We start from the raw sequence: 15,685 nt of genomic DNA on the forward strand, positions 1-15,685 counted from the left end.
AGTCATGCGCCGTTCACTTCAGCTCCTCGCCATCCCCGTATCACTCACTCTCCTCGCCGGGTGCGCAAACGATCCTTCAGGAGATGTCAATGCCTCCCCCGCCGCCGATAGTGCCACGGCGGTACCTAGCGAGACACAACCCAGCCCGAGCCAGAATCATGCCCCGCAACCTACACCGGCAGGTTCAGCCCCAGAAACCAACGCCGCCCCTCAGCAATCAGCTGCCACTCCAGCGGAAGGTCATCAGATTAATGCCGGCCAGGTTGGAGGAGTGTGTGGCACAACTGTTCACGGCGATGTCATCAAAGCTGGGGACGCCACTTCGTGCGAATTTGCGGCCGCGATTTACGACGTAGCCATCAACGCCACGTATTACCCCATAGATCCAGGCCCGGAAGCGCCTCAATATCAGCATGCGGATATCTCCGCCACAAGCCCCAAGACCGGTAAGACCTACAACCTCTACTGCGAAATTGGAGCTCCTCGCCACGGCTTAGGCTGCGAACAGAAGAACAACAAAAGCATTTCCGCCTATTTCGAAGGCACGAATTTCCTCAACCACCTGAGGCGCTAACCCCCCCACGCGCTGAGAGCCGCTCAGAACCCCTATCCCAGTGTTTTTGCGCAAGCCCTAGCTTTCCCCGAGTTCCACAGAGCGGTTCTTACACGCTTCCATGGCCTTATAGAAAGCTCGACGCAGCCCCTCCTCATCCAGTACTCGCGTGGCAGCCGAGGTAGTGCCGCCGGGGGAAGATACCTTAGTGCGCAGCGTGACAGGATCATCGCCGCCCTCTTGAGACTGCCCCTGGGCCATCATCTGTGCGGCACCGTCGGCAGTGGCTATCGCAAGTTCCTGAGCAAGGGGACGTGGGAGACCCAGGTTCACCCCCGCATCAATCATGGCTTCCGTCACCATGAAGAAATAGGCTGGACCAGACCCAGAGACGGCAGTTACTGCGTCGATATCCTTCTCTTTGACCTTCACCACGGTGCCGGTGGCTGACATGATCTCCTGAACAGCCTCCACATGCCCCTCATCCGCAAAACGGCCACCAGCCAGAGCAGACGCACCCTTTCCTACGAGCATTGGAGTGTTGGGCATCACCCGAACAACTGGGGTCCCAGCCGGAAGCAAGGTCTCTATGGAGTTAATGGTCACCCCTGCTGCCACAGAGACAATCACCGTTTCGTTGTCATTCTTCTCTACGGTTTCTGCCACGGACTCCAGAACAACTGGAACGATATCCGGCTTCACGCAGATGAACAGAAAATCGGCGCCGTCAGCTGCTTCCTGGCTATCTTCAGTGGTGATCAGCCCGTATTTCTCCTTCAACTGCTCCAAACGCGCAGCTGCGGGGTCCGATACGATCACATTTTTCGAATCAGTGCCGTTGCCGATAATTCCAGACAACAGCGCTTCTCCGATATTTCCACCGCCAATAATTCCAATTCGAGTCATGAATTCCACTGTGCCAGCCTTTCCTCACGCATGCCACCGCATATCTCCCCCAAACGGACAGCGCACCACCACGCTCCAAAAGAATCGCCGTACCATCCTATTGCCCGCATAGGTACCGCTGTACTATCTGCACAGGTGAGGAGAATGCAAAACCCGGGCTGCTCGCCCGGGTTTCCTTCTAGGTATGAGCGCTCTCTACGCGTATCTACGCGGCTAGATTCCCATCACAAATCGCGGCCCGATGGTTAATAGCAATCCCACGATGAACGCCAACACCATCAAGAGTTTGTCCTTGTGGCGCAGGAGGACATGCACCACGCCCACAAGCACCAGCGTTGTCACCAGAGCCAATACAAGCACCAGCACGGACGGCAAATTAGCCCACAAGAGGCTGAAGATGAAGAACAAACCAATGCCTGTCACAACCGCGAGGAACGCTTGCAACAGCATCATCGGCATGGAGATGGTGTCATCCTCGTAGTCAATCACCTCGTTGTCCGCCAGGCTTGCTTCCAGCTCAGCAAATTCCTTCGGCTTGTCACCGTCATCCACTCCCGCTGGGCGCTTCTGTTCTGCTGCTGGTTTCTTTTGCGTCTCTGCGGTCTTCTCAGAAGCTCCCGGAGCTTGGGAGGTGCGAGCGTGTGCGGCACGCTCGGCCTTCTTGGTGGTCTGCGTAGCCTCATCCGTGCGTTTAGGTGCGTGGCGTTCCGAGGATTTCTTCTCTTCAGCTTTTTTCTCAGCGGCCTTTTTCTCTACGGCCTTCTTTTCTGCAGCCTTTTTCTCTGCAGCCTTCTTTTCCGCAGCCTTTTTCTCTGCAGCCTTCTTTTCCGCGAGAATCTTCCGATCCGACTCGGCCTTCGCATCTGGAATCAGAGTGGCATCAATAGGTTTCGTCACCCGCGACGCAGCCCCCACCTTCGTAGGGGATAGCTTCTTACCAGCCGGAGACGCCTTCTCGGCGCTATCAACACTCTTGTGAGAACCCTTTAGCTTGTTAACGACATCGCCAAACGTCTTTTCCTTCTTTGGCCGCTGCTTGACTCTCTTCTGCTCCCCCTTGCTCGCTGGCTTCTTCGCAGTAGCTACTTCTGGAACGACGTTCATCACTCCAGTCTTCTCACCCGGCTTCTCAGACTTAGACGCAGATGGCTGAGAAGCCGCCGTGATAGTGGCCGCGCGACGCGGCGCCGAGGAGCTGCGCTGAGGCTTTGGCGCCTCGGGGCGCTGAGCAGTGCGCACCTCGCTACGTTGGGAAGCGCGTGGCTCCGCTTTCTGACCCGCGGACACCTTCTCCGAAGCCTGCTTGTGGTCTGACTTCTCCGTGGCTTTCGCAGACGTATCTCCAGCTCGTTCAGCGTGAGCTTTTTTGGCCTTGTGCTGTTCGATGTCTTCGCGGGTGACAACCGGGATGTTTCCAGTTAGCTCGGCGACGGACAGGCCACCTTCTTCCAGACTGCGACGTCGACGCCGCGGGCGATTGCCTGAGCCGTCAGAAGTGCTGCGACCGTTACGAGCCAGCAGCTCAGCTACTGTCAGCTTCTCACTCATCCTTCGTTCCCATCAGAGTTGAACGCGATTGTTGAACGCAATTGACCTATTACTAAAACCTTAACCTTACAGTCAGGCTTAAAGTTCGCACACTTCGACGTGCCTCATCGTCACTTTAGCGGCCACTTTAGCGCAAGTGAACCAAATCAGTCTGCTGGAAAATCACGCCTTCGCGCAGCGCCCACGGGCACATATGCAGCTTTTCGATTCCTAATTTGCGCATCGCCGCTTCAGCAACGAGGGCACCCGCCACGATCTGATGCGAGCGATCTGCACTCACACCCTCCAGCTCGGCTCGGTCTGCACTGGTCATGCGAGAAATGAAGCTGATGAGCTGGCGCAAACCAGGTTGCGTCAACGTTCTCTTCACGCGTGGCCCCGCGGAGCTGGGCGCCGCGCCCGTGAGACGAGCTAGCATCCGAAACGTCTTCGATGTCCCCACTGCCAGATCAATCGGACCGGAATCCAACAAGCTTTCCACTGGATCCCTCAAGGTCTCATCGATGTACTCCCGCAACCGCCCGATGTCTTTCTTATTCGGCGGATCCGTATCAAACCATTCCTTGGTCAAACGTGCGGCACCGAGGTTCACCGAACAGGCGACATCCGGATTCTCGTTGGTACCGATAGACATTTCCAGGGATCCGCCACCGATGTCCAGGTCACAGATACGGCCTGCGGACCACCCATACCAACGGCGAACAGCTAAAAAGGTAAGGCGCGCCTCTTCCTCCCCAGAGAGGATCTGCAGGCGTACGCCCGTCTCTTCCTCCAGCTCATCCAACACCTGTTCGGAGTTAGTGGCGGAGCGAATTGCCGAGGTAGCAAAGGGAAGCATCTGGTCACAACGGAACTGCTCGGACATCTCCTTGGCCAGAGCTACTCCGGTGAAGAGTTTGTCTTGCCCCTTCTGGTTGATGGCGCCCTTCTTATCGAGGTATTCCACCAATCGCATCGGGGTCTTCCAGTTACTCATCGGTGTGGGTGGTCCGCCCCGTTGGGCATCGACGACCACCAGATGAACTGTGTTACTTCCTACGTCTAGGACACCTAATCGCACACTCCAAGCCTAACGGGTCTACCGTGAGTGCTGTGAGTAAAACGTCCAAGGAATCTCAGATCGCCACCGGCTATCCGGCAGACACTGCCGCCGATCTGTCCATCAAATCAGGCCGCGAGCTACCAGCCGACTATGCACGCGAATGGTTCGAGTTCTTGGATCCCGCAGACTCCGAGCACATCATCCAGGCCGACCTCACATGGTTGCTGTCCACTTACCGCTGTCGTTTCGGCACAACGGCCTGCGCAGGGATCGACGCCACCAACCCTGATGTCGGCTGTTGCGTACACGGGGCATTTCTCACAGACGCCGACGACCGTGAAGCCCTCGCGGAGATTGCCCAGAACCTCACGGATAGCGATTGGCAACTACGACCCTCAGAACAGGTGGAGGCCTGGAAGGCAGCACAGGTGGCGTCGGAAATAGAAAGGAAGAAGACGGAACCACAGAAGACAGAGAATACGGGGCCCCAGAAAACACAGATACAACAACCAGAAAAGCAAGCGGAAGACGAGGATCACGCGGACCACGGATACGGAGAGACGATCGGCTCGCTTGAACCATGGCTGGAATGGGATGAATTAGAAAACGATGACGGCGATCTAGAACCCGCGCTGAAAACCCTGACGGTCAATGGTGCGTGCATTTTTGCTAATCGCCACGGTTTTCCGGCAGGCGCGGGGTGTGCGCTCCACGCGTGGGCTATCAAAAACGATGTGGATCTGACTATCGCCAAGCCTGAGGTGTGTTGGCAATTGCCACTACGGCGCCTCGAATCATGGGAAACTCGCCCCGACGGGGTGGAGCAATTACGCACCACCATCACCGAATACGACCGTCGTGGATGGGGCAACGGCGGCGAAGATTTCGACTGGTACTGTACCACCGACCCCGCATGTCACGCCGGGGAAGAGGCCATCTGGCGCACCCACAAAGACGAACTGGTCGAACTCATCGGCCCACAAGCCTATGAAGTGCTGGCTCAGCACTGCGCTGAGCGTGAAAAACTCGCCGCGGTGGCCCCCAGCGGATTTCCACTGCTGGCCATCCACCCCGCCACCGCCGAGGCTCGCAAACGAGGGATCTAGTACCCCCTCCCCTTCGCACTAACTAAGACTCGAACTTATAACCCAGACCGCGAACGGTGACGAGAACCTCCGGACGGGAAGGGTTACGCTCGATTTTCGACCGCAAGCGCTTAATGTGCACGTCGAGAGTTTTCGTGTCACCTACGTAGTCGGCACCCCACACGCGGTCTATAAGCTGGCCACGTGTCAACACACGGCCGGCGTTGCGCATGAGGTACTCCAGCAAATCAAACTCCTTCAACGGCATGGGTACCGGTTCACCGTCGACGGTGACGATGTGGCGCTCCACATCCATCATGACGCGATCCTCACGCAACACCACACCGTCATCGGCTTCAGACTCGTTCTGCGGAGTATTATCCCCACCCCTGCGCAACACAGCGCGGATCCGGGCGATCAGCTCCCGTGCGAAATAAGGCTTCGTTACATAGTCATCCGCTCCCAACTCGAGCCCCACGACCTTGTCAATTTCACTATCGCGTGCGGTCACCATGATGACGGGCACTGAGGAGATCTGGCGCAGCTGACGGCACACTTCGGTACCCGGCATACCAGGCAGCATGAGGTCTAGCAGAACAATGTCAATCTGCTCGGCGGCGAAAGTATCCAGAGCGCTTTGCCCATCCTCTGCCAAGAAGACCTCAAAGCCCTCTTTTTTCAGAAGAAAAGCCAACGGCTCCGCCAAGGACTCCTCATCCTCAACGATCAACACACTAGTCACGGCAGATCTGCACCTTTCAGCTACAGGTCAATGATTTGTTTCACCCTATTGTCAGGGGCACAGTGCAAGCCCGCAACCGGAATCACCCTATTCTTTTCCCCCTTGTTCGGTGCGCCTTCTTACACGGTTCACCCGATGTTCGCGAACACCATCCTGCTCCTCTTCCCCACCGGACAGTGCACACTGGCTGGGCACCACCGGTTGTTCCCCCTCCGGGAGCGCATTGCCCTCGCCCTTGTAGCGCGGCAATTCTAGAGTAAATGTGGAACCCGTTCCCACCCGCGACCACACGGATACACTACCGCCGTGATTCGCCATCACATGTTTCACGATAGCCAACCCCAAGCCTGTTCCGCCGGTGTTGCGTGAGCGAGCTTTATCTACCCGGAAGAAGCGTTCAAACAGGCGCTTTTGGTCCTCGGGAGCAATTCCGATACCACGGTCAGTCACGCGCACAATAGCTTGGTTCTCGGTCATTTCACGCGAGATGGACACGGAGGTTCCTGCCGGAGAATAGTTGATGGCATTGGTCACGAGGTTGGTCACGGAGGTCACCAGCAGTGCCTTATCGCCGTGGACAAGAGCCTCCACCCCGGAGTCCTTCACCAACTCAATATCCGCTGCCTCTGCGGAGAGACGGCAACGGTCAAAAGCCTCTTCCACGATGTCATCGAGGCTCAGCACCTCAGGATCGGGTAAAGATTCGGCTCCCTGAAGCTTGGACAGTGCGATGAGTTCGGAGATCATCTGGCTCATACGCCGACTTTCGTTAATCAGCTTCGTGCCGAAATACTCAACGGACTCCGGGTCTTCCTTCTCCGATATGAGTGTCTCCGTTAGTAGAGAAATCGCACCCACTGGAGTCTTCAGCTCGTGGGAAACGTTCGCCACAAAATCCCGGCGTGCAGATTCCATGCGGATGTGTTCAGAGTCGTCCGTCGCGTACACCACGGCATAACGGTCATCTTGCAGGCTCAGCAACTGCGCCAAGCCAGCCACGGCGATCACTGGACGGTTTCCCCGTCGAGGCGGAGGAGTGAAAGCCACTTCCCGAGGCTCCTGGTCGGCAAAGACTTTCTCCACGGCCTCCCACACTTCGCGGTTAACGCTGCGCTCATGGACAAGAGACAGCTCATGGGCGCGAGTATTGGAGAGGACGACGTTGCGTCGCTTATCCACAACCACCACAGCCGATGGAGCGGATTGGATAGCGAAATGCAGCATTTGAGCAACGGTGGATACCCGGTTGCCCTTCAGCTCCGCGCGCGTGCGCGCGTTGCGCAGTTTTTTTACGCGTAGGCGGTAGATCTGCACAGCCACGGCACCCAGCACCATTCCCAGAACAAGGCCGATCACCAGCCCTAGCAGCAGATCACTCATAAAGAAACACGGTAGCAGGAAAAGTGCCCTACCACCGTGTTGAAAAATGCAGCTCGCCGCCACAACGAGGGATGTTACTTCGCCTCACCCTGCGCGGCGACGGCAGCGGCGCCAGCTGCTGCTGCCTCTGGGTCTAGGTATTCACCACCGGGGTTCATAACTGTTCCGTTGGCATCGATCTTGTAGACCAGTGGAATACCGGTGGGAATGTTCAAAGCCGCAATGTCCTCATCAGAGATGTTGTCCAGGTACTTCACCAGAGCGCGCAGGGAATTACCGTGGGCGGCAACGAGAACGGTCTCACCTCGCGCGACACGTGGGGCAATCTCTTCCTCGTAGTAAGGGATGAAGCGCTTCACCACGTCCAGCAAGCATTCCGTACGTGGGATTTCGTCCAGGTCAGCGTAACGCGCCTCGTTGGTCTGCGCGTATTCGTTATCCACGTCGATAGCTGGTGGCGGGGTGTCATAAGAACGGCGCCATGACATGAATTGTTCTTCGCCGTACTTCTCCTTGGTCTCTGCCTTGTTCAACCCCTGAAGCGCACCATAGTGTCGTTCGTTCAGGCGCCAGTTGCGGATCACCGGAATCCAGTGAAGGTCAGCCTCATCCAACGCAATATTTGCGGTGGTGATGGCGCGGCGCAGCAAAGAGGTGTAGAGAATGGTGGGCTTCAGCCCTGCTTCCTTGAGCATCTGGCCGCCGCGCTTGGCTTCTTCGCGGCCTTTCTCCGTCAAGCGAACATCGACCCAGCCGGTGAACTGGTTCGATGCATTCCACTCGGACTGGCCGTGGCGTAGCAGGATCAGGGTTCCATGTGCATTGTCACTCATACCTCTAGTGTGCCACGTTCGGGGGTGTTTGAGGCCGTCAATTCGCGGCCGAGCGTGGGGATTCCCCCGGTTTGTGGTGAGATTTTTGTTGTTTCTTTTTCCCGACGCCACGAGGTCGCCCACCCCACCGGTCAACCTCCAGCATCACCCCACCACAACCAGCTCCACTCTCCGACCAACCCAGCAACCTGACAGCCAGCCCCAGCCTTCGACCAACCCAGCAACCAGCCAGCCCCAGTCTCCAATGAATCTAGCAACCAAACAGCCAGCCCCAGCCTTCGACCAACCCAGCAACTAGAAAGCCTCCAATCGCATGTCATATGCCCAAAACCCGGCACGTGAAAACCAACGCGCACCGACGCGTGTGTGGGCCAGTTTCCGTTATGCGTTGTCCTCACCGGCGCGCCTGCGCACCGAGGTGCTGGGTGGTCTCGTCGTGGCGTTGGCACTTATCCCGGAAGCGATCAGCTTCTCTGTACTCGCCGGTGTGGATCCGCGCATGGGTTTATTCGCCTCAGTGACGATGGCTATCACGATCGCGTTCACGGGTGGGCGCCCGGCGATGATCTCGGCGGCAACGGGCGCTGTGGCCGTGGTTATCGCCCCATTGGTAGCCAGTTACGGAACCGACTATCTCATCTCCTGTATTTTGCTTGCCGGCGTGTTCCAGATCCTGCTTGCCCTAGCTGGTGTGGCTAAATTGATGCGTTTCATCCCCCGGTCAGTGATGGTGGGGTTTATTAACTCTCTTGCCATCATCGTCTTCAGTGGGCAGATCCCCCATCTCATTGGTGTTCCTTGGCTGGTCTATCCGCTGGTAGCAGTCGGCATCCTCATCGTCATTTATTTTCCTCGTCTGACCAGCGTTATTCCCTCTCCGCTCATCGCCATCGCTGTGCTGACCCCGGTGGTTATCCTCATGCACTGGGATATTCCGAATGTTGCAGACCAGGGGAAGTTGCCCGATGCCCTACCCTCACCAATGCTCCCGGATGTTCCGTTGACTGTACACACTCTGCAGATCATCGCTCCCTACGCGCTAGCGGTGGCCTTGGTGGGGCTCATGGAATCTCTGCTCACCGCGAAGTTGGTCGATGACATCACTGATGTTCACTCCGACAAGACGCACGAGGGATGGGGGCAGGGCTGTGCGAACATCGTCACGGCGTTGTTCGGCGGGATGGGAGGTTGCGCGATGATCGGGCAGACTCTCATCAACACTCGCGAGTCCGGTGCCCGGACCCGTCTATCCACGTTGCTTGCGGGTGTATTCTTATTGATTCTCGTGGTGAGTCTCGGAGACATCGTCGGTCTCATCCCCATGGCTGCTCTCACTGCCGTAATGATCATGGTGGCCGTGAATTCCTTCGATTGGCATTCCGTTTCGCCTTCCACTCTCAAGCGCATGCCTCTGAGTGAGAACCTCGTGATGTTCATAACTATTGCCGGCACCCTATTCACTCATAACCTGGCCATAGGCGTGACCATAGGAGTACTGAGCGCCATGGTCGTGTTCGCCCGGCGCGTATCCCATCTTGTGTATGTAGAAGATGTTTCGGCGTCCGAGTTGCCGGAGAGTGAGCGGCGACACACGAAGAAATATCGAGTCTCAGGCCAACTCTTTTTCGCCTCTTCCAATGATTTGGTCTATGCCTTTGACTATTCGACAGATCCCGAAAACATCATCATCGACCTTTCCGACGCCGAAATCTGGGATGCTTCCACTGTCGCCACGCTGGATGCCATCACACAGAAGTATGCAGACCGCAACAAGACCGTGACTATCAGCGGCGTGGAGGGCCGCAGCAAACAGAGGTTTGACCGTCTCCACGGGCACTTCCCTAGTGACTAGTGTCCGTCTAGTTGGCCTCAAATCTGCCCCCTCACGGTTAGGGTGAATGTCTTTTTCTGTGCAAACTCCGTCACGTGCAGTGGATCTGAGAATGGATCCCTAACCTCACTAAGTAACCTCTGAGAATTATTCACTTATTCATTTCATGCGCTGGACATAAAAACGTCCGAATGATGAAACATGGGTCTCATAGATTGTGGATCCATGACAACGCAAACTAATCCGCCGACAAATACAGCCTCCACTGCAACAACACCCTCAGATACATCACGCAGAATGGACGCGCCACGCAATACGAATGCATCGCACAGCGGAGCATCGAAAGGCGCAGAAGATTTTTCCCTCCGTTTCGCCCCGCGCCATTATCGCAAATGGACTCCGGCTGTCGTTGCTGGATCCGCGCTGGGAGGCATTGCCTATCTCGCCGATTTTTCCATCGGAGCCACCATCGGCGTCCAACACGGCACTATTAATGCCATCGGCGGAATCCTTATCGCCGCTGTATTGATTTTCATCAGCTCTTTCCCCTTGGCTTATTACGCCGCACGCTACAACGTTGATATGGATCTCATCAGCCGCGGCTCGGGCCTTGGATACATGGGTTCCATCCTCACCAACCTCATCTTCGTATCCTTCACGTTTATTCTCTTTGCAACAGAAGGCGCCATCATGGCGCAAGGTTTAAAAGCCGGCTTTGGCCTACCCCTGTGGGCCGGTTACCTGGTCAGCTCCCTCATGATCATCCCTCTGGTGATCTATGGCATGAAGTTTCTCGCCAAGCTCCAGTCCTGGACTAACCCCCTGTGGCTCGTGATGATGATTCTTCCTATGGCATATCTTGTCATCAAAGAGCCACAATCCGTCAACACTTTCCTCTCTTACACCGGGGAAAACCATTCACCAGTATCCTTTGCTGCGATGGTGCTCGCCGCCGGAGTGTGCCTATCCTTGACAGCCCAGATTGCGGAAAACATCGATTACTTGCGCTTTATGCCACCCAAGACTCCCGAAAACTCTCGAGCTTGGTGGACAGCTGTCATCATGGGCGGCCCCGGGTGGGTCATTCTTGGCGCGATCAAACAGATCATCGGTGTCTTCCTAGCCGTCTACATCATCGCTACCCTGAACCAATCCACCTCGCTCGCCATCGAACCAGTCAACCAATTTCTCTCCCTCTACTCCGAGATGATGCCAGGGTGGTTAGCGCTTGCCCTCGCCGTCTTTTTGATTGTCGTCTCCCAGATCAAGATCAACGTGACCAATGCCTACTGTGGCTCCCTCGCATGGACCAACATCTACTCTCGCACCATGAAAAAATACCCAGGGCGCGTGGTGTTTGTGGTCGTGAATGTCGGTATCTCGCTGGCGCTCATGGAATTCAACATGTTCCAAGTGCTGGGCTTTGTTTTGTCCTTCTACTCCAACTTCGCCATCGCCTGGATTTTTACCGTGGCCGCGGACATTGTGTTCAACAAGTACTTACTGAAGTTATCACCTATGGCTCCTGAGTTCCGCCGCGGTATGCTCCACAACGTTAATCCCGTAGGGGTGGTCTCTGTGCTGGCCTCCGGGACCATTTCTGTGGCCATATTCTTCGGTGTCTGTGGAGATGCTATCGCCCCGTTTAGCCCCCTGTTCGCGGCAGCGATCGCGGTTATCGTCACACCCCTTATGGCTATCGCTACAAAGGGTGAATACTACCTTCGTCGCAGCCACGATGGTATCGACATTCCCATGTACGATGAGCACGGCAATCCAAACCACGAGACCCTCATCTGCGCAGTCTCTGGCGAAGAGGTCGAGCGCCCCGACATGATCGCCTCCGCAAAACCCGGCCCGGACGGAGAAACTCAGTACGTCTCCTCCCTCGCCTTGACACTCGATAGGTCCGGGGAACACGTCCTGCCTAGCGATAAAGAACCCTATTCGCGCTCCTGAGCCTTTTGATTAGCTGGTTCAGGCTGATGCACGTCTTCCGCGAGGTGAGATCCTGGAGGTGGCGCCAGAGTAGCAATCTCCGCCTCCGATGGCTTCAAATGGGTAAACGCCTTGAGGTTCATGGTTGGCTCACCCCGAGACAACCGCCATGCCCATTCATGTCGGATCGACGACGCGAACCCCCGTTCCAAAATACGGTTAAAGTCATTGTCCGCACGTTCCAGGATGTTGCCCAGCACGCGTTGCAGATCATCAGCTGTTGTGGAGTCGGGTAGCTGTCCCACCAAGTAAATGTCGTTGTTGGCATCCAGTGTGTAATGCACACCAAACGTCCGTCGGTTCTCATTGAGGAGCAGCTTATATACGTCCTCATGTGCTTCTTCCACATGTCGAGCTACAAAGGCCTCAATGCGGAACATCCCATCCTGTGGAATCAGCAGACAATTGGTTTTGAGTTTCTTCTCCCCAGGAAGCACCACGACCACATTATTACCGGCCTCAACATAGTCAACTTCGGCCTCCTCTAACAGCTTGCGAATTCCAGCACGATCCATGATCTTCAACCTACACGTTATCCAGCAGGTCGGCGTTCATCTCCATGGCCGTTTACCGGTAGACCCTCATATAGGTCCTTGAGCTGTATCGCGGAGCTCTCCCAGGAAAAATTGGCCGCATAGCTCGGTGCATACTCCCCCATGGCGATACGCATGTCATCGTCCAGTGCCAGCTGAGCTACGGCATCTGCCCAATCTTCAGGATCATGTCCGTCCACCAGAAGACCGGACTTCCCCTCGTCCACGGCCAGAGCCAAACCTCCAACGTTGGTAGCAATCACCGGAGTACCACAAGCTTGTGCTTCTACAGCCACCAAACCAAAGCTCTCATTATGGCTCGGAACCGCAATAATATCCGCTGCTTGATACACCAAAACCAGTTCCTCGGCCGGACGCGGATCGAGAAATCGCACCATGTGAGAAATCCCAAGATCTTTCGCCAAGTCCTGCAACTGCTCCAAACTGTTCTTGCCCGAGCCTGATGGCCCGCCACAGATAACCACTGATAAGAGGAGTTCAGGGTGGCGTCGAGCCACAACACTCACAGCTCGTAACAAGACGTCCGGCCCCTTAAGTCGCTGAAGCCGACCAACGAACCCAATGACCTTCGCGCGGAATGGAATACCTAATTCGCGACGAACCCGTTCCGTAGCACGATCTGACCCAGAAGTGAAGCGTCGGATATCCGCACCAGGGGTGACAACCTCAATACGGCAATTATTCGCATCGTAGCCTTCAACCAAGTCTTGAACCTCGGCCGCAGTATTCACGATGAGCAGGTCTGCATTATCCACGATCTGCTGCTCACAAATACGTCGACTCTCCGGCTCCGGGGAATCCCCAATAGCCAGCAAATTATTCTTGACCGCAGCCAACGTGTGAGCAGTATGCACCCATGGCAGTTGCCACAAGTCGCGCAACAACCACCCCACTTGACCCGAAAGCCAGTAATGGGAGTGAATGAGGTCATAGGACGCATTCTGCTCCCGAGTAAACGCCAACACGCTGCCGGCAAAAGCCGCTAATTGGGTGGGTAGCTCCTCCTTCGCTAACCCCTCATACGGCCCGGCGACACAATTAATGACCCGTAGATTCGGCGCTACATGCACAATCTCTCCCTGAAGAGGACGAGTCGCGCGAGTAAAAATATCAATTTCCACACCGAGCTTAGCGAGCTCCAGAGCCGTATTTTTTATATAGACATTCATGCCTCCCGCATCCCCCGTGCCCGGCTGCTCCAACGGGGATGTGTGCATAGAAATCACTGCAACGCGCATGACAAACCATTCTAGTAACACCACAGATAGGACACAGGACGTGTTGAGGACCCGCAGTTATCAAGCTGTAATAAAGTAAATCATTAGTTTTGTAGTACAGATATTTTTTTGGCGTTAGTCTTGGATGAACATGTCGAACACCACGCTTCGGCTACCTCACACCTTCTATACAGAAAGACGCGAGACCCAGACGATGACGAACGTTGATAATCCACACACGTCCGCCACCGGCAACGAACACACACCTGAAGGAACGGCCTGGAAAGAAAAGCCGTATCTCAAGTACTACACGGAGTGGACTCCCCACTCCTTGGAATACAAGCCTGAAGACAATATGTCCGCAATGCTGGACCGAGCAATCCACGCCAACCATGGCAACGACATACTCGAATTCTTCGGCGCAACCACCACCTATGAGAAATTTGGCAAACAAGTTCAGAGCGTCGCTGCTGGCTTGCGCAAACTCGGTGTAGAACGTGGCTCCCGCGTAGCAATGATCATGCCGAACTGCCCACAGCACATCATCGCCTACTTCGCTGTCCTTCGCCTAGGCGGCGTCGTTGTGGAGCATAATCCGCTATACACCGCAAGAGAGCTGGAAGGCCCCTTTAAGGATCACGGCGCGGAAATCGTTATCGCATGGGACAACATTTTTGAGGTGGTGCAGAAGCTTACTCACACAACCCAACTCAAAACCATTGTGTCAGTCAACATGATTGAGGCCATGCCGCTCATTAAGCGCTTGGCATTAAAACTGCCCTTCAAGCCGCTCAAAGAAAAGCGCGCACTGCTCCATGGCGATGCCCCAGGAACAATTCCTTTCACACAGTTGTTGAGCTCCACATTCGGCGGCGATGGTTCCGACATCGAGACCCCTGAAGATTTATGCGCCTCGGATCCAGCGTTGATTCTTTTCACCTCTGGCACGACTGGCAAGCCGAAAGGAGCGCAACTAACTCACGGCAATATCATGGCCAACGTCACTCAGGGATTGGCGTGGGTGAAAGATTTAGGTAAGGGAGGTCAGGAAAGGTATTTAGCAGCGCTGCCGATGTTCCATGTGTACGGCCTAACACTTACGACAGCACTCGGTGTGGCAACCGGCGGCAAGCTCTCCCTTCTTCCCAAACCGGAACTACCACTCATTGTGGAGAAATTGAAAAAGGAATTACCGACCTATATGCCGGGAGTGCCAACACTGTACGACAAAATCCTCGAGGCAGCGGAAACTGAAAACATCGATCTCTCCGGTATTCATAATGCTCTTTCGGGCGCTGCTCCCCTGCCAGTCCATACCACTGAGAAATGGGAGGCGAAGACCGGTGGCAAGATCGTCGAAGGTTACGGATTGACCGAGACTGCTCCTATCATCGTGGCTAATCCGATCTCCCCAGATCGTCGCGCTGGCTATATTGGCATCCCTTTTCCTGACACTGAGTTACGCGTCGCGGATCCCGAGGACTTGTCTCGTACGATGCCGGACGGAGAGGCTGGTGAACTCTTAGTACGCGGGCCACAAGTGTTTAGCGGCTACATCAATGTAGACGATGATCAACAGCCTTTCCATGACGGTTGGTTCTGTACCGGAGACATGGCGGTCATGGAACCGGACGGTTTCATCAAGATCGTCTCCCGCATTAAGGAAATGATCATCACCGGAGGATTCAACGTCTATCCAGCGGAGGTAGAAGAGATTCTCACCGAACACCATCAGATCGAGAAAGCGGGCGTAGTTGGCCTAGAGCAACAGGATGGGTCGGAAGAAGTGGTCGCGGCTGTCGTTCTTGCGCCCGGAGTCTCAGCTTCCGATTTCGACGACGGCGCTGTTCAAGAGTGGTGCCGTGAACATATGACCCGTTACAAGGTACCGCGCAGGTTCGTTGTCGTCGACGAGTTACCTGCCGATATGATCGGCAAAATCCGACGCCGCGAAGTCAAGGACCTGGTCGTCTCCATGGTGGATGACGGTTAGACC

At 55.6% G+C, this 15,685-nt stretch carries 13 protein-coding genes; 5 read left to right on the forward strand and 8 right to left on the reverse strand.

The features are described 5' to 3' along the window. Positions 1–4: 4 nt before the first annotated feature. Positions 5–574: a hypothetical protein gene (locus GP473_RS08265; RefSeq protein WP_185770399.1), complete on the forward strand. Its 570-nt coding sequence runs from the start codon at positions 5–7 to the stop codon at positions 572–574. Positions 575–631: 57 nt separating this feature from the next. On the opposite strand, the gene proC is transcribed toward GP473_RS08265, so the two are convergent. From proC to GP473_RS08280, 3 genes are all read right to left on the reverse strand, one after another. Beyond that, a complete protein-coding gene (proC, locus tag GP473_RS08270) occupies positions 632–1,459 on the reverse strand; it encodes a pyrroline-5-carboxylate reductase (protein WP_186276840.1) in 828 nt (275 codons plus the stop codon). 213 nt (positions 1,460–1,672) lie between these two features. Further along, positions 1,673–3,007: a hypothetical protein gene (locus tag GP473_RS08275; protein ID WP_186276841.1), complete on the reverse strand. Its 1,335-nt coding sequence runs from the start codon at positions 3,005–3,007 to the stop codon at positions 1,673–1,675. A gap of 127 nt (positions 3,008–3,134) precedes the next feature. Next, positions 3,135–4,067 (reverse strand): Ppx/GppA family phosphatase, encoded by a 933-nt coding sequence (locus GP473_RS08280; protein ID WP_185770402.1) that lies wholly within the window; start codon positions 4,065–4,067, stop codon positions 3,135–3,137. 32 nt (positions 4,068–4,099) lie between these two features. Between GP473_RS08280 and GP473_RS08285 the strand changes: the two genes are divergently transcribed. Further along, positions 4,100–5,155, forward strand: a complete 1,056-nt coding sequence (locus GP473_RS08285) for a DUF3109 family protein (protein WP_246394764.1) — start codon at positions 4,100–4,102, stop codon at positions 5,153–5,155. Positions 5,156–5,177: 22 nt separating this feature from the next. On the opposite strand, the gene GP473_RS08290 is transcribed toward GP473_RS08285, so the two are convergent. From GP473_RS08290 to GP473_RS08300, 3 genes are all read right to left on the reverse strand, one after another. Next, positions 5,178–5,876 carry a response regulator transcription factor gene (locus tag GP473_RS08290; protein ID WP_185770404.1) on the reverse strand — a complete coding sequence of 233 codons (699 nt, stop codon included), beginning with the start codon at positions 5,874–5,876 and terminating at the stop codon, positions 5,178–5,180. Positions 5,877–5,963: 87 nt separating this feature from the next. After that, on the reverse strand, positions 5,964–7,256 hold the full coding sequence (locus GP473_RS08295; protein WP_185770405.1) for a sensor histidine kinase: 1,293 nt from the start codon (positions 7,254–7,256) through the stop codon (positions 5,964–5,966). Positions 7,257–7,330: 74 nt separating this feature from the next. Beyond that, positions 7,331–8,089: a phosphoglyceromutase gene (locus tag GP473_RS08300; protein ID WP_185770406.1), complete on the reverse strand. Its 759-nt coding sequence runs from the start codon at positions 8,087–8,089 to the stop codon at positions 7,331–7,333. A gap of 313 nt (positions 8,090–8,402) precedes the next feature. On the opposite strand from GP473_RS08300, the gene GP473_RS08305 reads away from it, so the two are divergent. Together GP473_RS08305 and GP473_RS08310 are read left to right on the forward strand one after the other, a co-directional pair. After that, positions 8,403–9,941, forward strand: coding sequence for a SulP family inorganic anion transporter (locus GP473_RS08305; protein ID WP_185770407.1), 1,539 nt, complete (start codon positions 8,403–8,405; stop codon positions 9,939–9,941). Between the two features lie 276 nt (positions 9,942–10,217). Next, the gene (locus GP473_RS08310) at positions 10,218–11,879 is read left to right on the forward strand and encodes a purine-cytosine permease family protein (RefSeq protein WP_222104976.1); all 1,662 of its coding nucleotides are present in this window, start codon (positions 10,218–10,220) and stop codon (positions 11,877–11,879) included. Here the strand turns inward: GP473_RS08310 and GP473_RS08315 are convergent. Continuing rightward, positions 11,864–12,433: a type III secretion system chaperone family protein gene (locus tag GP473_RS08315; protein WP_185770409.1), complete on the reverse strand. Its 570-nt coding sequence runs from the start codon at positions 12,431–12,433 to the stop codon at positions 11,864–11,866. The two genes, GP473_RS08310 and GP473_RS08315, sit on opposite strands and share 16 nt — an antisense overlap. 17 nt (positions 12,434–12,450) lie before the next feature. Further along, positions 12,451–13,710, reverse strand: coding sequence for a D-inositol-3-phosphate glycosyltransferase (gene mshA, locus GP473_RS08320; protein WP_186276843.1), 1,260 nt, complete (start codon positions 13,708–13,710; stop codon positions 12,451–12,453). Positions 13,711–13,903: 193 nt separating this feature from the next. Between mshA and GP473_RS08325 the strand changes: the two genes are divergently transcribed. Continuing rightward, entirely contained in the window at positions 13,904–15,682 is a 1,779-nt protein-coding gene (locus GP473_RS08325; protein ID WP_186277311.1) for a long-chain-fatty-acid--CoA ligase, read from the forward strand. Positions 15,683–15,685: the final 3 nt, after the last annotated feature.

This window comes from Corynebacterium anserum, from assembly GCF_014262665.1.
Classification (GTDB): domain Bacteria; phylum Actinomycetota; class Actinomycetes; order Mycobacteriales; family Mycobacteriaceae; genus Corynebacterium; species Corynebacterium anserum.

Coding starts and splice junctions, on each gene's coding strand:
- GP473_RS08265 (WP_185770399.1), top strand. CDS start 5: ATGCGCCGTTCACTTCAGCTCCTCGCCATCCCCGTATCACTCACTCTC.
- proC (WP_186276840.1), bottom strand. CDS start 1,459: ATGACTCGAATTGGAATTATTGGCGGTGGAAATATCGGAGAAGCGCTG.
- GP473_RS08275 (WP_186276841.1), bottom strand. CDS start 3,007: ATGAGTGAGAAGCTGACAGTAGCTGAGCTGCTGGCTCGTAACGGTCGC.
- GP473_RS08295 (WP_185770405.1), bottom strand. CDS start 7,256: ATGAGTGATCTGCTGCTAGGGCTGGTGATCGGCCTTGTTCTGGGAATG.
- GP473_RS08300 (WP_185770406.1), bottom strand. CDS start 8,089: ATGAGTGACAATGCACATGGAACCCTGATCCTGCTACGCCACGGCCAG.
- GP473_RS08305 (WP_185770407.1), top strand. CDS start 8,403: ATGTCATATGCCCAAAACCCGGCACGTGAAAACCAACGCGCACCGACG.
- GP473_RS08310 (WP_222104976.1), top strand. CDS start 10,218: ATGGACGCGCCACGCAATACGAATGCATCGCACAGCGGAGCATCGAAA.
- GP473_RS08315 (WP_185770409.1), bottom strand. CDS start 12,433: ATGGATCGTGCTGGAATTCGCAAGCTGTTAGAGGAGGCCGAAGTTGAC.
- mshA (WP_186276843.1), bottom strand. CDS start 13,710: ATGCGCGTTGCAGTGATTTCTATGCACACATCCCCGTTGGAGCAGCCG.
- GP473_RS08325 (WP_186277311.1), top strand. CDS start 13,904: ATGACGAACGTTGATAATCCACACACGTCCGCCACCGGCAACGAACAC.